The following is a 22,598-nucleotide window of genomic DNA, read 5'->3' as shown; positions in this document are numbered from 1 at the left end:
CCCGATGCTCTAACGCGCGCCGCCTTCAATCGAAGTCAAAGTGTTTCGTCTCTTGCGTTGAAATTCTCAATTTCACGAAGCGAAAGACGAACCCGATCCAGCGCGGTTTGCCGGAGCCCAAACGAAAAAACCCTCCCGCTGTGGGGGCGGGAGGGTTTCTTGGCCAACGGTTATAAGCTTTAAAGCTTACTTCCAGCCAGCTTCGTTCAGAACTTTTTGAGCTGCAGAGATGTTGTCCGCAATCGCAGACGCATCCAGGTCGTCCGGCTTGAAGAAGCCGAGCGTTGCAACGGACGGGCTGATACCGACACCCGGAACTGCCGGGTATTCGTCGTTGCCTGCCGAGAAGTACTGCTGCGCCTGGTCAGAGGCCAGGTACTCCAGGAACAGGATCGCATTGTCCTTGTTCGGAGCATGGGCTGCCACGCCGCCACCGGACAGGTTCATATGGGCACCGAATGTGTCCTGGTTCGGGAACACCCAGCCGATCTTGTCCTTGCTCTCGGTCACGCCGTCGACCTGCTTGCGCAGCGCACGGCCGAAGTAATAGGTGTTGGACATGGAGATCTGGCATTCGCCGGAAACGATACCGCGCAGCTGGTCGGTGTCTCCGCCCTGCGGGTCACGGGCGAAGTTGCCGACAACTGCTGTTGCCCAGTCCTTCACGGCCTCTTCACCGAGATGGTCGATCAGTGCTGCGGTGATTGTCTGCGTGTAAACGTTGGACGACGAGCGGATGCAGATCATGCCCTTGTATTTCGGGTCTGCCAGATCCTGGTAGGTCAAAGGCGGCTGATCGACCGTTTCCTTGTCATAGAACAGGATACGGGCGCGCTGTGAGAAGCCGAACCACTGGTTTTCATCGTCCTGAAGGTAGGCCGGAACACGGGTTTCCAAAACCTCTGAATCGATAGACTGCAGGACGCCGGCGGCTTTCGCGCGCTCCAGGCGGGACGTGTCGACGGTCAACAGAATGTCGGCCGGGCTGTTCGCGCCTTCTGCTTCCATACGGGCGATCAGCTCGTCGGCCTTGCCTTCGATCCGGTTGATCTTGATGCCGGTCAGCTCTTCGAAATCAGAGTAGAGGCGTTCGTCGGTGTCATAGTGACGGGAGGAATAAAGGTTCAACTCACCTTCGGCGAGCGCAAGCGGAGATGACGCGAGCAGCAGCGCAGCGGCGAGACCCGAACAGGACAGGGTCGAACGAAAAGAGGGCATAGGTGGCTCCCTGTTGTAAATTGTTGCGGTCATAAACATGACCTGCACACTCAGGTAAAGGAACCAGCGCACAGGTCAACTAAAATCGGACTTTTTCAATCAAGTTTTTCCGTTTTGACGGCGTCACGCCATCCGGGGGCACAATTTTGGTGCCGCAACGGGCAGAGCAAGTGCTTCCAGCAGAGAGGTATTACACCGTCACCTATCACCTTGCCCATCGGCAAGCCGCAGGATCAGGTCCTTGCCGTTTCGCGCTTCATATGAGGTGAGCAGAGTTGTCATGCGCTTCAAAGCGGTGAGCGCCACACCCGCGTTTTCAGCCTGATCGGCCATGTGCCAGCGGACATTGCGCCAGAAGCTTGCGGACACAGCCGCCTGCAGGATCAGGTCGGGGACAAGCTCTGACAACAGACCGTGGATCTTGCTGAAGACATCAAATTGCAAGGCCCGGTCGGTTTCAGTGGCCAGAGCCATCATGCCGTCCAGTGCAAGCACCTCCGAATGTTGCGCGATGGTCAGCTCCGCAATGTCGAGCTCCGCGGCGGTCCGCAACATTCCGGCATGGACCAAACGGTCACGCTCCCGGTTCTCCGCTTTCAGGGCGGTCACGACCGTGCCGACGCCGCTTTTCGTCTCGACCAGACGCTCATAAGCCAGCCGCTGCAAGACCTGACGGATCGGTGTGCGGGACATGCCAAACTCCGCCGTCAAGGCTGTCTCGTGTAGGGTCATACCCGCACCGGGCGCGGCCAGGCAAATGCTGCGGCGCAGGCTGTCGAGGGTTCGGGTGTATTTGGAATCAAAGTGGGAAGCTTGGCTCATGGGACCGCAGTGGGTGTCCTGGTGTTTGTCGTGAAAGTGTCACTTTACGGAAATTTTACATACCTGTATACATGTTTGCAGTGCAGCACGTATACCGGACAGTCATGATACCACCAAGCCCGCCTCCACCCGTCAAGCGGCGAATACGTCTTTCGGATGTTTTTGTTCTTTCCGGAATTGCCGTGCTGCTGGCCTTCGCACTGGCCAATATTCAGGCGAATATGGCAGCTGCCGGAGTGCATCCCGGCTTCGGCTTCCTGACAAAGGAGGCCGGATTTGATGTCAGTGAGACGCTGATCCCCTACTCTCCCGGGTCCTCCTATATCCGTGTGATCCTCGCGGGCTTGGCAAATACGGTTTTCCTCGCCGGCGTCTGCATCATACTTGCGACCGTCATCGGCGTTCTTATGGGGCTGGTAAGCGTTGGACCAAGCCCGGCCGGCCGCTGGCTGGCCGTGGCCTATGTCGAACTGTTCCGCAACTTGCCGAAATTGCTTGTGCTCCTTGTGCTCTTTGTTGCAGCGGTGAACGGGTTACCGCATGTGCGCGAAGCTATGTCTGCCGGGCCGTTTCATCTCTCCAACAGATCGCTCAACTTTCCGGTCCCCTTGTGGGACGGAAAGGGCTGGATCCTGCTGCTGGCGCTCGCCGCCGGATTGATTTTACCAAGACTGATCGAAGCACATCTTCAAAAGCACTGGGGCCGCAGCACGCCCATGCCGCTGAGCGTGCTGATAGGCTGTCCCATCGTATGTGTCCTGGCGGCCAGCGTTCTATTTCAAGTTCCGTCCGGATTTTCAGTTCCGGAGCTGAAGGGCTTTGATTTTCAGGGCGGTGCGCGCGTTTCTCTGCAGTTCTGCGTTATCGCGGTGACCTTGGGCATCTACCACGGAGCCCAGATCGCCGAAGTGGTCCGCGGCGGGCTACAGAGCGTTCCCAAGGGCCAAAGCGAAGCCGCCCAGGCTCTTGGGCTGACCCGATCGCAGACCATCCGGCTCATTATCCTTCCGCAGGTGATACGCATCATTATCCCGCCAATGAACAACCAGTATGTCAATCTGATCAAGAACACATCGATTGCCATCGCAGTGGGTTATTCCGATCTGATGTCGGTCTCCGGGACCGTTATCAACCAAAGCTTCAAGCCGCTCGAAATGATGCTGATCACGATGGGGCTTTATCTCGTGCTTTGCATGTCTGTCGCAACGGCCCTCAACACGTATCAGGCGCGGCTGATCGGCCGCGAAACACGGTGACAGCATGACCAGGCTTGTCCCGCCCCCTTTGCTCTCCGCTCTCAAGAGCGGATTTGGCACGCCCCTCGCCAGCCTTCTGACCTTTCTTGCGGCCGGGCTGGTTTTAACGGTGTCCTGGTCCGCTGCCGGATGGCTGTTTGTAAACGCCGTGTGGCCTTGGCAAGCGGCGGAGGCGTGCCAGGTCAACACAGGCATTTGCTGGCCGTTCCTGGTTGAAAAAGCCCGATTCATCCTGTTCGGCACTTATCCGGCCGGCCAGCACATGCGCCCGGCGGTTGTGTCAGTGCTCCTGATCGCCCTGACCGTTATCACGTGCCGCCAGATGACCGGCAAACCGCCGCATCTGTCTCCGGTGCAGCTGATCTGCGCCTGGCTGGTGACCGTTCCACTGTGTTTTGTTCTGATGGGCGGCGGTGTATTCGGGCTCGAACCGGTTGACCCGGTCCGCTGGAACGGCATGCCAATTCTCTTGATGCTGTCCGTGATTGCCATTGTCCTGGCCTTCCCGCTGGGTCTGGCACTGGCATTGGCCCGCACACAGACAACCCATAAGGGCCTGTCCTGGGCCGCGGCCGGCTATGTGGAGGCCACCCGCGCTGTGCCAATGCTGACAGTCATCTTTGTCGGCATCTTCGTTCTACCGCTGACCTTGCCCGAAGGCATGTCGATTTCTCCGGTCACTGCGACATTGGTCGCCCTGATCTTTTTTCATGCATCTTACTTTGCCGAGGACATTCGCAGCGGTTTGATCTCCCTTCCCAGAGGCCAAACGGAAGCCGCCCGCTCGCTTGGCCTTTCCTATTGGCAATCGATCTTCTTTGTCGGCCTTCCGCAAGCAATCCGGCGGGCCTTGCCCGCCTTGGTCAACTCCATGATAGGTGCCTACAAAGATACGTCTCTGGTGATTGTCGTCGGGATCCTGGATCTGACCGCAACGGCCCGCGCATCCTTCGGCGACCCAGGCTGGCGCGACCATGCTCTGGAAGCCTATGGCCTTGTTGGCGTGTGGTTCTTTTTATCCTGCGCCTACCTGTCCAGTGTCGGACGCAGCTTGCACAAGCAAACCAAAGGATAGGACTTCGAAAGTCCGGCGGTCAGACCGCAGGGTTTGGCGGGTTTGCCGGGCTTTCAAAGCGCCTCTTCCAGCCGCCAACGCGCCACCTGCTTGCCGCCGTCAAGAATTTGTAATAATATACCTGTATACAAGTATTCGTCGAACACAGCTTCTTCCTGTTCAAAAAGGACTAACGCGATGAAACTCGTCCTATCTTCTCTTGTTGCGGCCATGACCGCAGCTGCTGCCAGCCCGGCGCTGGCCGGTCCGGTTCTCGACGAAATCAAGGAAAAAGATCAACTGATCTGCTTGGTTAACCCGAACTCCCCCGGCTTTTCCGTACCTGACAGCAATGGTGTCTACCAAGGCTTCAACACAGATTTCTGCCGCATGGCTGCGGCTGCCATTCTCGGCGATGCCGGCAAGGCGGACATCCGCGGCATCGGCTTTTCAGACAGCATGAAGACCCTTGTGGCCGACGGCGCGCATATGGCCTCCCGTTCCATCACGGCAACCGGTACACGCGATGCGGACGCGGGCATGGCCTTTGTTGCCACCACCTTTTATGACGGGCAGGGCTTCATGATCCCGAAATCAATCGGGGTCACCAGCGCCACTCAGCTGGAGGGCGCAACCGTATGTGCTGAAGACGGCTCCACCACCCTCCTTAACATTGCAGACTGGTTCAGCGACCGGACCATTTCTTACCGGGTGGAGAACATAGCGGACAAAACCGCACGCCTGGAAGCGTTCTTCAATGGCAAGTGTGACGTCTATGCCTCTGACGTGACTGCGCTTTTGAGCGACCGCCTACTATCGGACACCCCGGAAGCCTATACAATTCTTCCGGAAGTCATCTCTGCCGAGCCGCTGACACTCGTGACCCAGCCGGATCAGGCTCTGGAAGCTGCCGTGTTCTGGGCTTTCCAGGTTATGTTGAATGCCGACGTTTACGGCATCACCTCTGACAATGTCGACCAGATCATCGCAGACCTGGGCTCGTATCCGAAAGCTGTCAATCGTCTGTTTGCAGAAGACAGCGCAACGGCTGAAATGGCGGAGAAACTCGGCTTGCCCCAAGACTGGGCCTATCAGGTGATCTCCCAGGTTGGCGCCTACTCTGAAGTCTTCGAAAAGCATCTTGGCAAAGAAACCGCCTTCGGCCTTGAGCTGAACGAAACCGCAAACGCGCTGACCGCTGATGGCGGCCAAATGTATGCTTATCCGATCCGCTAATTCTCAGGTGATTTGAGAAACATCCAGCATTCCAGCATTCCAGCATCGCCAAACACGCTGAAGTCTGTAACTTCAAAACCGTTTGGCGATGCAACTCATTCTCAAGGCGCTTCAGTCGGAGCTCCCTGCCGGCCTTCGTCAGCCCTAATGACGGCCGCTCAATTCAAAGATAAACATGCGATCCAAAACCATGGAAAAATACCCATCTGACCTGCGGGCCCAACTGATGGACGATGAGACAAGCATCCGCGCATACCTGCCCCTGCCCGAAGGCGGCTTCATTGCAACGCTCGGGTTTCCGGGCCTTGCGTTTGACTTTGCAGGAGCGGCCTATGTGGATCCATTCCGCATGACCGCGACCCTGTCCGCACCCGCCTTGGCAAATTGCAAGATTTTGATTGTGCTTGTGGAAAGCCATGAAGTACCCGCTGATGCGTTCCAATTACTCAAAGAGGAATGTTCAAAGCTCCGGATCCGTTTGTTTCATCTCCCAATCTCGGATTACGACGCCCCGGACGGCACCTTTCAAAACGCCTGGGCTACCGTGGAGCCCGACTTGCGCGCTGTCTTCGCCGCCGGGGGGACTGTCGCCCTTTCCTGCCATTATGGCGCCGGCCGCTCGGGTACAATCGCCGCAAGTCTGTTGATCCGGCAAGGTTTGACCACAGAAGCCGCTATTGCCGCCATTCGCGCGCAATTTGCTGAATCGATCGAAAGCGACAAACAGCTGCAATGGCTGAAGGACCTGTCCCCCGCAGCCTGACACGCACCCTTTTTTTGCGCGGGCAAGCAAACCGCGTTCCAGCGTCTCGTTTTCCGGTCCTGCCAGACATCAAACCAGGCTTCTCCCACCTTGACAGATCTTTGCGGAACCGGGCCAATATCAGCCGTTCCCGATGATCTTGGAAAGTTGGCAATTCATGGAAAAGAAACATCAAATCAATCTCTGGTACGCCTTCATCGCGATGATGCTGGTGCTGATGTTCCAGAGCTGGTGGACAGCCTACAAGACAATCGAAGAAATCCCCTACAGCCAGTTCGAGACCTATCTAAAGGACAAGAAGATCGAGGAGATCTCGATCCGAGAAAACACCATTGAGGGCAAGTTCAAGGCTCCGCTCGACGACGGCAAACAGTATTTTGTGACCACCCGTGTGGACGTGCCCCTGGCCGAGGAGCTGGCCAAATACGACGTAAAATTCACCGGGGTTGTTCAAAACACCTTCATTCGGGACATCCTGTCCTGGGTCCTGCCTGTGGTGCTTCTGTTTGGCCTGTGGGCCTTCTTCATCCGCCGCTTTGCGGAGAAACAGGGCATTGGCGGCATGATGACCGTCGGCAAGTCCAAGGCGAAGGTCTATGTGGAAACGCAGGTCGACGCGCGCTTTGACAAGGTGGCAGGTGTTGAGGAAGCCAAGCGGGAACTGAAGGAGATTGTCGATTTTCTAAAAGACCCGAAAGCCTATGGCCGTCTTGGTGCGCATGTTCCCAAAGGCATCCTTCTTGTGGGGCCTCCGGGAACGGGCAAAACGCTTCTGGCCCGTGCGGTGGCCGGGGAAGCGGGCGTCCCGTTCTTTTCGATCTCGGGATCGGAGTTCGTGGAGATGTTCGTCGGGGTCGGCGCGGCCCGGGTCCGGGATCTGTTCGAGCAGGCCCGCAAGGCGGCCCCCGCCATCATCTTTATTGACGAACTGGACGCGCTTGGCCGGGCCCGCACCAGCGGGCAATTCGGTGGCAACGACGAAAAAGAACAAACCCTCAACCAGCTTCTGACGGAGCTGGACGGGTTCGATCCGTCCAGCGGCATCATCCTGCTGGCAGCCACAAACCGTCCGGAAATCCTGGACCCCGCCCTGATGCGGGCAGGACGCTTTGACAGGCAGGTGCTGGTGGACCGTCCGGACAAGTCCGGACGCCGGGCCATTCTGGATGTTCATGTCGGGAAGATCAAACTGGACCCGGACGCGGATCTCGACCAGGTCGCCCAGCTGACCGCTGGCTTTTCCGGTGCAGACCTCGCAACGCTCGTCAATGAGGCAGCCCTGCTCGCCACACGGCGCAAGGCGGAGGCCGTGACCCTTCCAGATTTCAACGAGGCGGTCGAACGGGTCATTGCCGGCCTTGAAAAACGCAGCCGGATCCTTTCCGAAAAGGAGCGCAGAACAGTGGCCTTTCACGAGATCGGCCATGCGCTGGTTGCCGCCAATCTGGAAGGCTGCGATCCGGTACACAAGATCTCGATTATTCCGCGCGGCGTTGGCGCGCTCGGCTACACCATGCAGCGGCCAACCGAGGACCGGTTTCTTCTGTCCACCCGTGATCTGGAAAACCGGATGGCGGTCCTGATGGGCGGGCGGGCCGCGGAAGAGATCGTCTTTGGCGAAATCTCCACGGGCGCGTCCGACGATCTTCAGAAGGTGACCGAAGTCGCGCGGGACATGGTGATGCGCTACGGCATGGAGGCCGCGCTTGGAAACCGCGCCTATGCAACCCAGCTCCAGACCTTTCTCGGCCAGCCGACCGGCGATGGTGCGGACGCGTCAGAGGCTACAAAGCGGGAAATCGACCTTGCCATCAAGACCCGGGTCGAACAGGCCTACGCAGAGGCAAAGGACATTTTGACGGCGCAGCGCAAGGATCTGGATGACGGCGCGGCGCTTCTGCTGGCGAAGGAAACCTTGAGCGATCAGGATTTCCCGGCGATCCGGCCCGTGGCCGAGCGCCAAGGGGAAGCAGCCGCAGAGTAGCCGAAAGTTAGGCGGCAAAATAAGGCTTCTGGAAAGCCGCGCCGCCGGGCTGCCAACTGGCGTGCCGCTCCAGCCAGGCATCAAAATGAGCAGCCGGCATTGGCCGGGCAAACAGGAACCCCTGGGCGGTTGAGCAGCCATTGTTGCGCAGGAAATCGCGTTGCTCTTCCGTTTCCACGCCTTCTGCAACAACTTCGTAGTTCAGGCTCTCGGCCATGGCGAGAATGGTCTGCACGATGGAATCACTGTGCTGATCCTCACCAATTCCCCAGACAAAGCTGCGGTCGATCTTGAAGGTGTTGAACGGAAGGCGCTGAAGGATCGCCAGACTGGAATATCCGGTCCCGAAGTCGTCAATCGCAAAGGTAATGCCCGCGTCCAGGAGCGGCTTTGTGACGGCGGCAACCCGGTCGGGATCCGCCATGGCCACGGTTTCGGTGACTTCCAGCTGTAGCTGGTCCGCCGGAAAGCCCGTGTGTTCCAGGATATCCAGTACCCGCCGGTCAAAACCGGGTTTTTCCAGCTGCCGGATGGACACATTGACCGCGAGCGGCATGCGCATCCCTTCGTCAAGCCAGATCCGCCCCTGCTGGCAGGCAAGTTCCAGCACGCGGTCACCGAGCCGGTTGATCAACCCGCTTTCTTCGGCGACATCAATAAAGCCGCCCGGCGCGATCATGCCGCGCTCCGGATGGTTCCATCTCGCCAGAACCTCCGCCCCGACGACTTGGGTTGTTTCGCAATTGACCTTCGGCTGGAAGACAATGGCGATTTCGTCGCGAAGCAGGGCGTTCTTGAGTTCCGCCTCCAGCCGGATCCGGTCGCGGGACCAGGAGTTCCGCTCAATCTCATTGTAGAAGGAGGCCCGGTTGCCGCCTGTCCGCTTGGCCGCGTACATGGCGATATCGGCATTCTTGAGGATCGCCGTGTAATCCTCGCCATCGTCCGGGTAGGTCGACACCCCGATGCTTGCCCCGACCGTCATGGTCAGGCCGTTGATCTCAAGCGGCTGTTCAACGCACTGCACAAGATCTTCAGTCAGCGCATAAATGTTGGTGACAGGGTTTCTCGCCGGAACAATGATTGCAAATTCATCGCCGCCAAGCCGCGCGACAAGCGACGATAATTCCGGATTTGCCGCCTGGTTCATTGGTCCGACTGCCTGTCCCGAGCGGTCCGATGAGAGGCCCTTGGATACCATCAGCGTCTCAAGCCGCTTGGCGACTTCCTTCAAGAGCGCATCGCCATGGTCATGGCCATAGCTGTCATTGACCCGCTTGAACCGGTCCAGATCGATAAACAGGACGGACAGACGGTTGGGCTGTCCGTTCTCGTTCAAGATGCTGTTGGTGAAATGCTGGCGGAAATGCTCCCGGTTCGCCAGGCCGGTGACGGGATCGATAAAGGCAAGCTCATGGATTTTTGCCATGTTGTCGCGAATGCGCCCGACCATATCGCGGTAAGCCCGGGCCAGGACGCCAATCTCGTCCGTCCGCTCAACCGGAAATGGCGCATCAAAGCTGCCTTCGCTGACCTTGTGGGCCGTCTGGGTCAATGCCTTGATGGGCCGCAGGAAGTTATCCGCAAAATGGAATGTCACCGGAATGCAGAACAGCAGCAACACGCCGGCAATCACCATATTGCGGCTCCAGATAGCAAAGAGCATTCCGTCGGTCTGCTTGCGCTCCACGCTCACAAGAGACACCCCGAGCAGGTCCCCTTTTGCCATGTCATGGACCGGAATTGCGATCTCGATCAGGTCGGGCGTCTGGCGTGTTTGTTCCTCGCCCGTCTCCATGACCAGCTGGATAAGCGGGTGCGTCTCGATGTCATCGAAGTAGCTTGTCTCCGGATCACTGTCGATTGTCACCGCGCGCGCCGGATCCATGACCTGCGCAACAGCCACGAGGCCGCCGGCGGCAATGCTCTCCAGTTCCTGCTCCAAGATGAGATAGTGGTGGTTGGTCAGGTGAGGAACGGCCAGGCGGCTGACCGTAATGCCGATGGCACGTGCGTCGGAAACGGCCCGCTGTTCTTCATCGTGAAGGTCAAGGTAGCTGGCGACCACGATCATCACGACGGAAAGCGCCACGAACAAGCCAGCGACAAGTAAAACAAAGCGAGTCCTAAGGCTTGGCAGCCAGGATGACAAAACGCTCAAAAATTTTGCCACAGCCCTAGGCGTTCCAGGCACGTCTCAATCCTCCGGGGGAGTACTTGCTGAATATATACAGCAAGTCTTGAAGTCCTGTTCACTCACCAAAGAATAAATCGGCTCTTTTCGTAAACGATAGCCCTTTTGTTAGCCGGAAAACCAAAACACGCAGCAACGCGCCGTTAAAACCACTTTAATACTATGTTATCAAAGGTTTTCCGGAACGCAAGCGTTAACCCTTTCGTTAAAATTACTGTCAATTCTACCTATTTGTCTCAGTCTGAAACGCTTCCGGCAACGTCACCGATAAACTTCTGAGTGTCTTTGAAAAACCCACATCAGCCTGATGCGTGCTTTCGGAAAGGTTCTTTAAGCCAAGCGGGCCCGAAGCGCCGCGCACTCAAATTACGAAATTCGCAATTGCCTCGTTGTAGGTAATGTCCTCCCAGCGGACATCCGAGCGGTCAAAACTGTCATGCAGTGACTTGAAGTTCTCCGGGCTCTTGGTCTCGATCCCCAAAAGCACGGAGCCGAAGTTCCGCGCTGACTTCTTCAGATACTCAAACCGGGCAATGTCGTCATCCGGTCCCAGCAACGAAAGAAAATCCTTCAACGCGCCCGGTCGCTGCGGCAACTGGATCAGGTAGTATTTTTTCAGTCCGTCAAACTTAAGGGCCCGCTCTTTCACTTCCGGCAAACGTTCAAAGTCGAAGTTTCCGCCGGAGATGACACAAACGATTTTCTTGCCGCGCACCTCATTGGCCGGGAGCCGTTTCAAGGCGTCAATGGCCAGCGCGCCGGCCGGCTCCAGAACCACGCCTTCAACATTGAGCATGTCGATCATGGTGGCGCACACACCGTCGGTTGGCGCCAGCACCATGTTATTGGTCGAGAATTTGGCCAGCTGCTTGAAGTTTTCCGCACCAATCTGAGCCACCGCAGCGCCATCGACGAAGTTGTCCACCCGTTCCAGCCGGATCCGTTCGCCCGCCCGCAGGCTTTCATAAAGGCTCGGCGCCTTGTCCGGCTCCACAAGGCTGAACTCCGCTCCGATGCCCATTTCATCAAAATAACGGGTGATCCCGGCTGCAAGACCGCCGCCGCCGACCGGCAGGATCAAGCGGTCCCAGGTCAAACCGTCCGGGCTTTGTTCCAGGATCTCCTTGCCGACCGTTGCCTGTCCCCGGATGATGGTCGGGTGATCGAAGGGCGGCACCATCAACCCGTTTTGTTCAGCGCAATACTGCATCGCAGCCGCATTGGCTGCATCAAAGCCATCCCCCAGCAATTTGATATCCACCAGCGGCGCGCCGAACGCCCTTGTTTTCATGATTTTTTGCTGGGGCGTTGTCAAAGGCATGAACACAACGCCGTTCTTGCTGAAATGACGGCAGGCAAAGGCAAAGCCCTGGGCATGATTGCCCGCGGACGAACAAACGAAGAGGGACCGGTCCGGTTCCGCATCCAGTGCCTTCTGGATAAAGGCAAAGGCCCCGCGCACCTTGTAACTGCGGACCGGTGTCAGGTCCTCGCGCTTCAACCAGATGTCCGCTTGATGAAGATCGGAAAGATACTGGCTTTTCTGCAGCGGCGTGGGATCCAGAACCTTCGACAGAAGACTGTGAATTTGATGGACTTCGTCTGCAAACTGACCCACGTTTTCTTCTTTCCGTTGTCTGTGGCGTGTTGGGATCCTGTGTTTAACGCACAGCGTCCAAACCGATGCTTAAAACATTTCCCGAAAATTTTGAAACGTTTGACCGTTGCGATTTTGCCCTGTGGCCAAAGCAAACCTCACTCAAACAGGAACGCGCCGATTCTGTTTGAGCGGAAAAACCACTCTTGATTGAGAGCGTTAGAGCCGCTTATCCGGGTCCAGCCTGCACTTGGACACTGTTCAGCCGGCGCATGATTTCAGACAGTCTCGACCAGGTTTGCAAGGTGACCGGCAACGCCAGCGCGCTCTCCACGAATTCCCACGAATAGCTGATGATTGAAAAGATGGTGCCGACCGTCATGTCCAGCCTGGAAGCAGCAAACCAGAGATTAAACAGGATCAGGCCGAGCAGAACGACAAAGATCAGGCCGTAAAGCACAGCTTCGGTATCCGAAAGCCGGATTTCATGCTGCCGCAGCCGCATGAGATGCACATGAATGGGCCGGCTTTTGCGTTGCTCAAAAACACTCACCTGTTTTTCGCTTTGCCGGTTGAGCGCGCTGTTCAGACGGAAAAAGCGACCATGGAACAAAGCATAGATCAGCACCATGGCAACAGCCGCCGCACCTGCAGCCACGGCGAGCATTGGCGCAAACGCATAAAGCACGATAACGGAAACAGTCAGTTGAACCGCTGCGGTCATGGCATCGGGCAGGTTTTGCTCCAGAAAATCGACCAGCTCCCGCCCCATGCTCAACCGGGCATTTAGGGCTGAAACCGGGAGGCTGGAAGACCGGACCGCCTGCTCCTTGCCCAATGCCACCCGGACCGAGCCGTAAGCGCGGGTGTCATAGATCCGGCGGATGACAGCGAACACGATCAGGGCAGCCATGATGCCGGCAAGCTGCCAGAAGTTCTCCATGCGCCCTTCCACAAGGTCGTCAATGGCAAAGCCGATGAACAGCGGGATCAGCGCCATGAGCGTTGTTTCGGCAAGTGTCATCAGCCAGGTCAGGACGATGCGCCTGGAAAAAACACGCAGCAGGGTGCCGATGGTAAGCGGTCGGTCTGTAAGCATGTCAGCCTGCATGTACGGGGTTAAGGATCTCTGGCGGACCAACGGGCTTAGGCGCGCAGGACTGGTCACCGGGGTCATGCCGGATCTGCCCGGCCAATCTGGCTGGCCGTGTCATGGGACAGCACGTTCTGCAGTTTTCGTCTCCGCTGACCGGCCAAACACGGCAAGAATGTCCTCGCCCACGGCAATGAGCACAGGCACAAGGATCAGCATCAACACCGTGCCGAACAGCTCCCCGAAGGTCAGCGATACGGCGGCGGGGATCAGATATTGCGCCTGCTCGGAGGTCTCCAAGAGAAGTGGTGTCAAGCCGATCGCCGTTGTTGCGGTGGTCAGGAAAATGGCCCGGAACCGCCTTGTGCCCGCCGTGTGGAGGGCTTTGCGAACGGATTCGCCTTCGGCCCGTGCCTGATTGTATCGTGTGATCAAGACAAGGCTGTCATTCACGATGACGCCGGTGAGGGCGAGCATCCCAAAGAAGGACAGGAGCGACAGCGGCACCCCGATGATCATGTGCCCGGCAGCTGCCGCGACAAACCCGAAGGGCACAATGACGAGGATGACCAGGGGTTGCCAGTAGCTCTTGAGAGGCACGGCCATCAGGACATAGATCAGCACGGCTGACAGTATCAGGGCCTTGACTAGGCCGCCGCGGATTTCAAACATCTCCTCCAGCTCTCCGCCGGCAATCACGTCTACGCTGGGATATTTGACCGAGAGCTGCGGAACCAAGTCTTCAAACACGGCCTGCGCCACCTCTTCCGGAGCGGCGGTGCCCCGGTCTATGGACGCGGACACGATGTTCATGCGCTTGCCGTCACGGCGCACCACGGCGCCGGACGCGTAGGCGCCCTCGACACTGGCGACAGTTTTCAGTGGCACCCAGGCGCCTGTCTTGCTGCGCAAACGGCTTTGCATCAGGTCATCGATCGTGTCGCGCGCGGCTTGTGCATTTTGCACGACCACCCGCACTTCGGCCCCATCGCGGCGCACCCGTGTAACCTCTGCACCTCCAAATCCGTATCCGATCTGGCTGGCCAGTGTTTCAGCGGTAAAGCCCAGATTGCGGGCTTCGGGCCGCAGGCGGAGCCTCAATTCAGGCTGACCGCCTGCAAGGCTGTCCCGAATGTTGGACACGCCTTTGATCGTGGACAGAAACGCGCGGATTTCATTGCTGGCAAGACGCAAGAGCCCGGTGTCCCGCGACACCAGTCTCAGCTGGAAGCCGCCCGCAAGTGCCTCCGATCCGCTGAATTCAAGTTCTGTCGCCCCTTCCACAGCACCGGCACGCTCCCGCCACTGGCGGACAACATCAAGCACGGCAACCTCTTCCCGCTCGGAAACCGGGCCGAGTTCGGCATAAATCTGCGCACCAGCTGCGCTTTCAATGATGGTGAAAAACGTCCTGATCGGCGCCCTGTCCAGACCCGCCTGTTGCTTGAGATCCGCATTCAGCTCGCGGCCGGCTTGTTCGATCCGTTCAATGTTTCTGCGGGTCAGCGCAAAGGGCGCACGCGCGTCCATTTCCAGGCTTACCGTGATGACCTGCCCCGGAACTTCGGGAAAAAAGACCGTTTGAACCTTGCCCTTTATCATCAGGCCAAGTCCCCCAACGGCTGCGGCCACAAACAGAACGAGAACCGCATACCGGTGGCGCACCGACCAGATGAGAACAGGCTGGTAGACCGCGTCCCGGACCCATGTCAGTCCGGATTGCGCAATATCTTGAACAGCCCCCCACCACCGCGCGGGCAGGTGGGCCCGTCCGGCGTCGATGCGGGTTTGGGCCAGATGGGCCGGGAGGATGAACTTGCTTTCGACCAGGGAGAAGATCAGCGCGAAAATGACAACGCCCGAGAACCCGGCAAGCGCCTTGCCCAAGGGATTATCGATCAAAAGCATCGGGTAAAACGCTGCAATCGTGGTCAGCACCCCAAAGACGGTGGCGACGGCGACACGCTGCACACCGGCCTCAGTGCCCTTGATGGGGTCCGGTGTCCTGCTCCGTTCTTCAAAAACGCTTTCGCCGACCACGACTGCATCATCGACCAGAATGCCCAGCGCAATGATCAGACCAAAGGTGGTGACGTCATTGAGCGAATAATCCGCCCACCGCGATCCGGAAACGGCAATAGCGCCTGCGATTGCAACCGGAATGCCCATGGCAACCCATAAGGCAAGACGGACATTCAAAAAGACGGACAGCATTAGCAGGACCAGAAGCAGCCCCTGCACACCGTTTGAGCGCAGAAGCGCAAGCCGGTCTGCGATGTATCCGGCGCTGTCGGCCCAGATTGCCACATGAATTCCGCGGGGCAGCTGCGGTTCGAAATCGGCCGCCACCGTACGCACGACACGGCTTATGTCCAGAAGGTTCTCTTTTTGCCCGACCAGCACCTCCATGCCGACCGTTGGCTGCCCCTTGAACCGGAACAGAAAATCTCCTTCCTCGAAGCCGTCATCGATCACCGCGAGGTCGGCCAGCAGCACGCGCGACCCGTCCGGCCTCTCGATGATTGGTAAAGCCGCATAACCCGGTGCATAGAGCGCCCGGTCATCGGCCCTCAGGAAGATGGTGCCTCCTTCCGTCCGCAGACGGCCCGCCTGGAAATCAAGCGAGTTGGCCTGAATGGCATCGGTTACGTCCGCGACGGTCAGCCCGAATTGCCGTAGGCGGTCCGGGTCGACTTCAATCCGCAAGTTGCGTGGCAACAGCCCCCAAATCTTGAGCCGCGACAGCTCTTCACGCGCCAGCAGCTCTTCCTTCAGCCCTTGCGCCAAGGTCCGCAACGTATCCGGGTCCGCCTGGCCATAAAGGTTCACGTAAAGAGCCGGGAAGTCGAAGGCAGACGTCTCAATGACCGGCCTGCGGGCCTGTTCCGGCAGATCGGTGAGGCCATCGATCCGCAAGCGCACCCGGTCCAGCACCGCTTGCAGGTCCTCGCCGCCTGCCCGGCGGACAGAAAGGATGGCAAGGCCGTTGGTTGATTGCGACGTGATCGAGCGCACGCCCTCCAGCCCCTCAAGTCCCTGTTCAATCTTCTGCGTGAGCAGCTGGTCGACCTGTTCGGCGGTCGCGTTCGGATACTCGACACTGATGTCCACCGTTTCCGGCGGCACACGCGGGAACCCCTCGATCCGGATCGAGAACAATGTTTGCAGCCCCAGAAACAGGATCAGCAGCATCAGGAGATTGGCGGCAACCGGGTTGCGAATGAACCAGCCGGTAAGTGCGTGCATCACTTACTCCTCCACCGGCCGCGGGGACACCTGCTGGCCCGGCATAAAGGACGCAAGCGGCGTGACCGCGATGCGCTTCGGCTCCGTGCTGTTTGCCGCAATCGTGATGCTGGAACCGCTGCGGAACAAAATCTCCGGCGTCGTGCGCACCAGCAGTTCGTCCGGGTCCACCAGCCAGACATGCCCTTCCCGCGTGAGCGCGGTTTCAGGCAGCGTCAACGTGGCCGGAATGGTCCGGCCCAGAAACACGGCCTGCACAAAATCTCCGGCAAGCAGGGCGGCATTTGGCCCAATCACATCGAGAAATAGTCTCTGCTGCCGCGTTTGCGGGTCCAAAAACCCACCGCCCTGCCGGACACGCGCCTGACCAAGCTGTGTTCCGTCCCGGTGGAGGATATCGGCTTCTTGTCCGGCAACCGGATGATCGAGCAAGGCCCAATCAGTCTGGCTGAGTTCCACCATCAGCTCATACTGATGATCGTCAGACAGGTGAATGAGGCCCTCACCGGCCGTCACCGTCTGGCCAAGGCTTGCCATACGGCGGGTTACAAAGCCGGAGAACGGAGCAACAACGTCCGTGTCTGCCAGCTGGTGTTGCGAGGATCTGAGGCCTGCCTCGGCCGATGCCACCAGCCGCTCTGCTATGCGCAATTCAGGCAACCGCAACGCCAGCTCATTTGGCGGCTCAGTACCTGCCCGCGCATAGTCGCGCCGGGCAAGTGCGACGGCATTTTGCGCCCGCCAGCGGGACAGCTTGGCTTCCTCCAGCCTGAGCTCGGCGGCTGCCACGTCCGTTTCGTACTGGTTCTTATCGATTGAAAAGAGGGGCGTTCCCGCAGCGACGCGTTCGCCAGCCAGGGCGGCCGGATGGACCTTTGTAATCCGTCCGGACACAGCGGCGCGGATTTCCGCATCCCAGCGGGGGCGGAGTTCGGCAAAAGCAGATATCTTCGCAACGGCGTCGGCAGGCACCACTTCCACAATTGTGACGACAGGCCGTGGCGGCGGCGTCTCTTCAATTGTTACATTGGCTGTGTCTTCTGCCTCAAGAACAAGCAAAAGGATTGCGCCCAAAACGGTAATTGACAATATGATCCAGATCCATTGCCGCGCGGACGTCTCTGATTTTTGGATATATGTGTCGCTCATTCCGGCCCTAGTATCGCAAACTCGAGAAGCGCATATTCGCGCCTCCCACGCCGTGACATATATTATGAACGTTCGTTCGTTCAAGTAAAGAGTGAGAAACGTGACAAAAGACCTGGCAGACCCTGGAACCAAACGTGACAAGGCAGTTGCCCAGCGCCGCCGGACCATCCTCGACGCCGCCATGCTGTGTTTTATCGAGAACGGCTACCATCAGACCGGGGTCCGGGACATCGCGAAACGCGCCGGTGTGAGCCTGGGCAATCTGTACAATCACTTTCCGGGCAAGCACGACGTTCTTGCGGAAATCGCGGCACTGGAACGGGCTGAACTCACCCCGTTTCTCGACCTGCTTGCGGGTTCTGATGCACCCGCAAAGACAATCGATGATTTTGTGGCTGCCTATGCTGCCTATCTGGGCAAGCCGGAAAATGTCATTTTGACAATTGAGCTCACCAGCGAGGCCATTCGAAAACCGGACATCGGAGAATTGTTCGTTGCCAACCGTAGGGATTTGACCGCCGCACTTGCCTCGGTTCTCCGGCAAGGAATGAGCAATGGCGATTTCCGGACCAGTCTTGATCCGGATGCGTCAGCGCAGATGATCATTGAACTTGTGGAAGCGGCCGCGTTCCGCGCCGTTTTAAGCAAAACAACCGTAGCGTCTAAGCTTGCCGGTCTGACGGACTTCCTTCATGCGGCCATCCGTTCCTGATGGGGCGGGAGTTGAATGTCTTCTGACACGTGAGGCAACTACCAGAACGAAATTCAAAGCGGGAACATGAGCCGAACCGGAGAAGTGTCTGGAACCGGCCGGGGCGGACCCTGGTCCAGATTTTAAGCGCGATACGCCTGCCGGAGCGGTGCTAACGGAGAAGCGGCCGGGATGTTGACCGGTAGGAGATCTAGCACCGGATAGGGCACGCAGACCCTGACCGGAGGCACGGTGTCAATGGTTTGCCGGTCTGCGCCTTGAATTTCTTTCGGAGCGTCGTCCAGTCTGTCTTTAAAGCGCTTTTGCAGCTCTTTTGCGACCCGGGGCATTAAACATCTGACCAAGAGATCCTCATGCGGCGATCGATACGCTTGATCAGTTTTACTGCCACCTCGGACCATCACTTCCACCTCCCGATGGCCAAATCCCAGCATGCAGCTACGTCAAGAACAAGTTGTGGTTACTGCGTATATACCCTGATTTTCACGGAGTAGAAAATGTGGACCCCGCCAAGTTGCCGCTAGCGGCCAAGCGGGGCCAATGAAATCAGCGGGCGGCTTCTATCTACCGTCTCCCGCCCGCTGATCTTTCAGTGTGGTGTCACCCGGCTCCGGGTGTTTGGACAAAAACGCGGTGGCCCTTAACCGACGAGCGTTGCTTCGGTCTGGTCCTTGACCATCTCCATGGTGATGTCCGGGGCCAGTTCGACCACCTTCATGCCGCCCTCGACCACATCGAACACTCCAAGATTGGTGATGACACGGTCCACGCAGCTCACCCCAGTCAGCGGCAGGCTGCAGGCTTTCAGGAGCTTCGGATCACCGGCCTTTGATGTGTGATCCATGATCACCACGACGCGCTTCACGCCAGCGACGAGATCCATCGCGCCGCCCATGCCCTTGACCATCTTGCCCGGGATCATCCAGTTGGCGAGATCACCTGTTTCGGCCACTTCCATCGCGCCCAGAATGGACAGGTCGATATGACCGCCGCGGATCATGCCGAAGCTGTCGGCGGACGAGAAGTAGCTGGTTTGCGGCAGCTCGGTGATGGTCTGCTTGCCGGCGTTGATCAGGTCGGCATCCACCTCGTCCTCGGTCGGGAACGGGCCCATGCCGAGCATGCCGTTTTCCGACTGAAGCGTCACATGGACACCGTCCGGAATGTAGTTGGAAACAAGTGTCGGAATGCCGATGCCCAGGTTGACGTAAAAACCGTCTTCCAGTTCCTGCGCAGCGCGTTTTGCCATGTCATCACGTGTCCAAGCCATGATGTATCCTCCCTCAGGCTGCGCGCGTTGTGCGCTTTTCGATGCGTTTTTCGTGATCGCCGACGATGATCCGGTCGACAAAGATACCGGCGGTGTGGATGTTGTCCGGGTCCAGATCCCCGATTTCCACCAGCTCCTCGACCTCGACCACGGTGGTCTTACCGGCCGTTGCCATCATCGGATTGAAGTTGCGCGCGGTTTTCCGGTAGACGAGGTTGCCTTCCTTGTCCGCCTTCCAGGCCTTGACCAGCGACACGTCGGCCACCAGGCCGGTTTCCATGATGTAGGTTTCGCCGTTGAAATCCTTGTGTTCCTTGCCCTCGGCAATCAGGGTGCCGACACCGGTCTTGGTGTAAAAGCCCGGAATGCCGGCGCCGCCCGCGCGGATGCGCTCGGCCAAGGTGCCTTGCGGGTTGAATTCCAGCTCCAGCTCGCCATTAAGATACTGTTTTTCAAATGTGGCGTTCTCGCCGACATAGGACGAGACCATCTTCTTGATCTGGCGTGTCTGCAGCAAAAGCCCCAGGCCAAAGTCGTCAACACCGGCATTGTTCGAGACTGCGGTGATGTCCTTGGCGCCGGAATCCCGGAGCGCCACGACCAGATTTTCCGGAATGCCGCACAGGCCAAAGCCGCCTGCCATCACAGTCATGCCATCGAAGGTCAGGCCGTCCAAAGCCGCCTTCGCATCCGGATAAATTTTGTTCATGTTTCACTCCCATTTAGACCGCTGGATGCGTGACCGGCACATTCGCTGCTTGCTCCCGCCCGGTCAAGGGATCTTTGGTGCATCGCAGCGAAAAACATGAGTGAACAGTCATTCCCGATGCAGCCCGAGGGATTCTCAAGCCCCCCCGCGCGATTGCCTCTGGAAAACCGGCCGGAACGGCCTCCAGCGCGGGTTCAGACCGGTCCGGATATGATAAGAATTCAATGTTTGGTGCCCGGTTCGAACCGGCCAAACCCCTTGAACCCGCAGCGAGACCTGACGCCCCGTGCATCCGTTTTTCTGGACCCTTTTCAAGATTGCCGCCTTTTCGCTGCTGGTCGGCGCGGGTCTGTCCTTTATCAATGTGTCCGCAGAAGATGTGCTCGGCTCAATCGGCCTCAGCCCGCTGGAGCTGTGGATCTACCTGCTGGAGTTCTGGGACTGGGCGGTACCGAACATGATCCTGGGGTCCTTCATCGTCGTGCCCGTTTGGATCGTGATCTACCTGTTCAATCCGCCGAGGGCTTGACACTCCAGAACTTATCCCTCTGCGCCGAAAGCCGCGCGTTCATCCCGCTCCCGCTGGACCTGCTGACGTTTCGAGACAATCGAGGCGGCAATCACCCCAACGGTCACAAAGGCAACGAGGATCGTACAGACAGCGTTGATCTCAGGCGTGACCCCAAGGCGGACCTGGGAGTAGATCTTCATCGGCAAGGTCGTCGCCCCCGGCCCGGTGGTGAAGCTGGCGATTACAAGATCATCGAGCGAGAGGGTGAAAGCCAGCATCCAGCCCGCGATCACGCCCGGCAGAATGATCGGCAAGGTGATCAGGAAGAAGGTCTTCACCGGCGGGCAGCCGAGATCCTCCGCCGCCTCTTCCACCGACTTGTCAAAGCCGACCAGACGCGACTGCACGACCACGGCCACATAACACATGGCAAAGGTGGTATGCGCGATCATCACCGTCCAGAACCCGCGGGCCTGATCCATGGCAACGAACAAGAGCAGCAGCGACAGGCCAAGGATGACTTCCGGCATGACCAGCGGCGCGAAGATCATGCCCGAGAACAGGGACCGTCCCCGGAACCGTCCGGACCGGACCAGCACCAGCGCCGCCATGGTGCCCAGAACCGTGGCAACGCTTGCCGAGACAAAGGCAACGCGGAGCGTCACCCAGGCCGCGTCCAGAAGCTGATCGTTTTCCAAAAGCGCGGCATACCACTTGGTGGAGAAGCCGCCCCAGACCGTCACCAGACGGCTTTCGTTGAAGGAATAGATCACCAGAAGCACGATCGGCAGGTACAGGAACGAAAAGCCGAGCACGAGCGATGTCAGATTGAACCAGGTAGGGCCGCGCGTCATCCGTCCCGCTCCTGCATCTTTTGCTGCTGGTTCTGGAACAGGATGATCGGGACCACCAGGATCAGAAGCAGGATCACGGCAACCGCAGACGACACGGGCCAGTCCCGGTTGTTGAAGAACTCAACCCAGAGGGTCTTGCCGATCATGAGCGTGTTCGAGCCGCCAAGCAGATCCGGAATGACGAACTCGCCGACCGCCGGAATGAAGACCAGAAAACACCCTGCAATCACACCGGGCAAAGACAGCGGCAACGTGATTTTCCAAAAGGCCTGCCACGGCGGACAGCCCAGATCCTCGGCCGCTTCCAGCAGACTTCCGTCGAGCCGTTCTAAGCTGGCGTAAAGCGGCAGAACCAGAAACGGCAGATAGGAATAAACAATGCCGATATAAACCGCGATGTTGGTGTTCAGGATCGTCAGCGGCTCACTGATCAGGCCCAGGCTCATCAGCAGCTGATTAAGCAATCCCTCGTTTTTCAAGATGCCGATCCACGCATAGACACGGATCAGGAAGCTCGTCCAGAACGGCAGGATCACCAGCATCAGCAATGTTGGCCGCCAGGCGGCTGGACTGCGCGCCATGCCGTAGGCAATCGGATAACCGACCAGAAGCGTGATGAAGGTAGAAACGGCGGCGATGATCACCGATGAGAGATACGACTTCCAGTAAAGATCGTCCTCGGTCAGCCACACATAATTTTCCAGTGACAGCTCACTGAGGCTCTCCCGGAAGGCCTGCCAGCCTGCCGACAGATCGAAGGCCGGCGTATATGGCGGGATCGCAACTGCAATCTGAGACAGCGAGATCTTGAAAACGATCAGGAAGGGAACCAGAAAGAATAGTGCGAGCCAGAAATAAGGCACGGCAATCAGGGCCCAGCTGCCAAGGCTGCGTTTTTTCGAAGGCGGGGTCACCGGTTCATCCATGCCG

Annotated in this window: 18 protein-coding genes; 7 read left to right on the top strand and 11 right to left on the bottom strand. The window is 58.3% G+C overall.

What is annotated here, in order from left to right:
* Positions 1-186: 186 nt before the first annotated feature.
* Both E1180_RS19055 and E1180_RS19050 read right to left on the bottom strand, forming a co-directional pair.
* Positions 187-1,218, bottom strand: a complete 1,032-nt coding sequence (locus E1180_RS19055; RefSeq protein WP_155193738.1) for a Fe(3+) ABC transporter substrate-binding protein — start codon at positions 1,216-1,218, stop codon at positions 187-189.
* 198 nt (positions 1,219-1,416) lie between these two features.
* Positions 1,417-2,040, bottom strand: coding sequence for a GntR family transcriptional regulator (locus E1180_RS19050; protein WP_155193736.1), 624 nt, complete (start codon positions 2,038-2,040; stop codon positions 1,417-1,419).
* Positions 2,041-2,144: 104 nt separating this feature from the next.
* Between E1180_RS19050 and E1180_RS19045 the strand changes: the two genes are divergently transcribed.
* From E1180_RS19045 to ftsH, 5 genes are all read left to right on the top strand, one after another.
* On the top strand, positions 2,145-3,296 hold the full coding sequence (locus tag E1180_RS19045; RefSeq protein WP_196220647.1) for an ABC transporter permease subunit: 1,152 nt from the start codon (positions 2,145-2,147) through the stop codon (positions 3,294-3,296).
* 4 nt (positions 3,297-3,300) lie between these two features.
* Complete coding sequence (locus tag E1180_RS19040; protein WP_155193730.1) at positions 3,301-4,371, top strand: amino acid ABC transporter permease; 1,071 nt, start codon at positions 3,301-3,303, stop codon at positions 4,369-4,371.
* A gap of 177 nt (positions 4,372-4,548) precedes the next feature.
* Positions 4,549-5,586 (top strand): transporter substrate-binding domain-containing protein, encoded by a 1,038-nt coding sequence (locus E1180_RS19035; protein WP_155193728.1) that lies wholly within the window; start codon positions 4,549-4,551, stop codon positions 5,584-5,586.
* A gap of 175 nt (positions 5,587-5,761) precedes the next feature.
* Positions 5,762-6,349: a phosphatase domain-containing putative toxin gene (locus E1180_RS19030; protein WP_155193726.1), complete on the top strand. Its 588-nt coding sequence runs from the start codon at positions 5,762-5,764 to the stop codon at positions 6,347-6,349.
* 157 nt (positions 6,350-6,506) lie between these two features.
* Entirely contained in the window at positions 6,507-8,333 is a 1,827-nt protein-coding gene (ftsH, locus tag E1180_RS19025; RefSeq protein WP_155193724.1) for an ATP-dependent zinc metalloprotease FtsH, read from the top strand.
* 7 nt (positions 8,334-8,340) lie between these two features.
* On the opposite strand, the gene E1180_RS19020 is transcribed toward ftsH, so the two are convergent.
* The 5 genes from E1180_RS19020 to E1180_RS19000 form a co-directional block, all read right to left on the bottom strand.
* On the bottom strand, positions 8,341-10,425 hold the full coding sequence (locus E1180_RS19020; RefSeq protein WP_208997249.1) for a putative bifunctional diguanylate cyclase/phosphodiesterase: 2,085 nt from the start codon (positions 10,423-10,425) through the stop codon (positions 8,341-8,343).
* A gap of 463 nt (positions 10,426-10,888) precedes the next feature.
* Positions 10,889-12,145: a threonine ammonia-lyase IlvA gene (ilvA, locus tag E1180_RS19015; protein ID WP_283404508.1), complete on the bottom strand. Its 1,257-nt coding sequence runs from the start codon at positions 12,143-12,145 to the stop codon at positions 10,889-10,891.
* Between the two features lie 208 nt (positions 12,146-12,353).
* A complete protein-coding gene (locus E1180_RS19010; protein WP_155193718.1) occupies positions 12,354-13,223 on the bottom strand; it encodes an ABC transporter six-transmembrane domain-containing protein in 870 nt (289 codons plus the stop codon).
* A 111-nt stretch (positions 13,224-13,334) separates the two neighbouring features.
* Entirely contained in the window at positions 13,335-16,463 is a 3,129-nt protein-coding gene (locus E1180_RS19005) for an efflux RND transporter permease subunit (RefSeq protein WP_155193716.1), read from the bottom strand.
* Positions 16,464-16,466: 3 nt separating this feature from the next.
* Positions 16,467-17,612 (bottom strand): efflux RND transporter periplasmic adaptor subunit, encoded by a 1,146-nt coding sequence (locus E1180_RS19000; protein WP_155193714.1) that lies wholly within the window; start codon positions 17,610-17,612, stop codon positions 16,467-16,469.
* A 100-nt stretch (positions 17,613-17,712) separates the two neighbouring features.
* On the opposite strand from E1180_RS19000, the gene E1180_RS18995 reads away from it, so the two are divergent.
* Positions 17,713-18,324 (top strand): TetR/AcrR family transcriptional regulator, encoded by a 612-nt coding sequence (locus tag E1180_RS18995; protein WP_208997248.1) that lies wholly within the window; start codon positions 17,713-17,715, stop codon positions 18,322-18,324.
* A 640-nt stretch (positions 18,325-18,964) separates the two neighbouring features.
* On the opposite strand, the gene E1180_RS18990 is transcribed toward E1180_RS18995, so the two are convergent.
* Together E1180_RS18990 and E1180_RS18985 are read right to left on the bottom strand one after the other, a co-directional pair.
* Complete coding sequence (locus tag E1180_RS18990; RefSeq protein WP_155193711.1) at positions 18,965-19,594, bottom strand: CoA transferase subunit B; 630 nt, start codon at positions 19,592-19,594, stop codon at positions 18,965-18,967.
* A 13-nt stretch (positions 19,595-19,607) separates the two neighbouring features.
* Entirely contained in the window at positions 19,608-20,303 is a 696-nt protein-coding gene (locus E1180_RS18985) for a CoA transferase subunit A (RefSeq protein WP_155193709.1), read from the bottom strand.
* 286 nt (positions 20,304-20,589) lie between these two features.
* On the opposite strand from E1180_RS18985, the gene E1180_RS18980 reads away from it, so the two are divergent.
* Complete coding sequence (locus tag E1180_RS18980) at positions 20,590-20,832, top strand: DUF6460 domain-containing protein (RefSeq protein WP_283404507.1); 243 nt, start codon at positions 20,590-20,592, stop codon at positions 20,830-20,832.
* An 11-nt stretch (positions 20,833-20,843) separates the two neighbouring features.
* On the opposite strand, the gene E1180_RS18975 is transcribed toward E1180_RS18980, so the two are convergent.
* Positions 20,844-21,668 carry an ABC transporter permease gene (locus E1180_RS18975; protein WP_155193707.1) on the bottom strand — a complete coding sequence of 275 codons (825 nt, stop codon included), beginning with the start codon at positions 21,666-21,668 and terminating at the stop codon, positions 20,844-20,846.
* On the bottom strand, positions 21,665-22,594 hold the full coding sequence (locus E1180_RS18970; protein ID WP_155193705.1) for an ABC transporter permease subunit: 930 nt from the start codon (positions 22,592-22,594) through the stop codon (positions 21,665-21,667). Before E1180_RS18970 ends, E1180_RS18975 begins: the two co-directional genes overlap by 4 nt.
* Positions 22,595-22,598 lie beyond the last annotated feature (4 nt).

It is taken from the genome of Roseibium denhamense, assembly GCF_009711415.1.
GTDB lineage: Bacteria > Pseudomonadota > Alphaproteobacteria > Rhizobiales > Stappiaceae > Roseibium > Roseibium denhamense.
Note: the sequence above shows the minus strand (reverse complement) of the source record. Positions and strands in the feature narration are given on the sequence as shown.

Bases quoted from the DNA above. Each gene is read 5' to 3' on its own strand.
- E1180_RS19055 (WP_155193738.1), bottom strand. From the start codon at position 1,218: ATGCCCTCTTTTCGTTCGACCCTGTCCTGTTCGGGTCTCGCCGCTGCG.
- E1180_RS19050 (WP_155193736.1), bottom strand. From the start codon at position 2,040: ATGAGCCAAGCTTCCCACTTTGATTCCAAATACACCCGAACCCTCGAC.
- E1180_RS19045 (WP_196220647.1), top strand. From the start codon at position 2,145: ATGATACCACCAAGCCCGCCTCCACCCGTCAAGCGGCGAATACGTCTT.
- E1180_RS19040 (WP_155193730.1), top strand. From the start codon at position 3,301: ATGACCAGGCTTGTCCCGCCCCCTTTGCTCTCCGCTCTCAAGAGCGGA.
- E1180_RS19035 (WP_155193728.1), top strand. From the start codon at position 4,549: ATGAAACTCGTCCTATCTTCTCTTGTTGCGGCCATGACCGCAGCTGCT.
- E1180_RS19030 (WP_155193726.1), top strand. From the start codon at position 5,762: ATGCGATCCAAAACCATGGAAAAATACCCATCTGACCTGCGGGCCCAA.
- ftsH (WP_155193724.1), top strand. From the start codon at position 6,507: ATGGAAAAGAAACATCAAATCAATCTCTGGTACGCCTTCATCGCGATG.
- E1180_RS19010 (WP_155193718.1), bottom strand. From the start codon at position 13,223: ATGCTTACAGACCGACCGCTTACCATCGGCACCCTGCTGCGTGTTTTT.
- E1180_RS19005 (WP_155193716.1), bottom strand. From the start codon at position 16,463: ATGCACGCACTTACCGGCTGGTTCATTCGCAACCCGGTTGCCGCCAAT.
- E1180_RS19000 (WP_155193714.1), bottom strand. From the start codon at position 17,612: ATGAGCGACACATATATCCAAAAATCAGAGACGTCCGCGCGGCAATGG.
- E1180_RS18990 (WP_155193711.1), bottom strand. From the start codon at position 19,594: ATGGCTTGGACACGTGATGACATGGCAAAACGCGCTGCGCAGGAACTG.
- E1180_RS18985 (WP_155193709.1), bottom strand. From the start codon at position 20,303: ATGAACAAAATTTATCCGGATGCGAAGGCGGCTTTGGACGGCCTGACC.
- E1180_RS18975 (WP_155193707.1), bottom strand. From the start codon at position 21,668: ATGACGCGCGGCCCTACCTGGTTCAATCTGACATCGCTCGTGCTCGGC.
- E1180_RS18970 (WP_155193705.1), bottom strand. From the start codon at position 22,594: ATGGATGAACCGGTGACCCCGCCTTCGAAAAAACGCAGCCTTGGCAGC.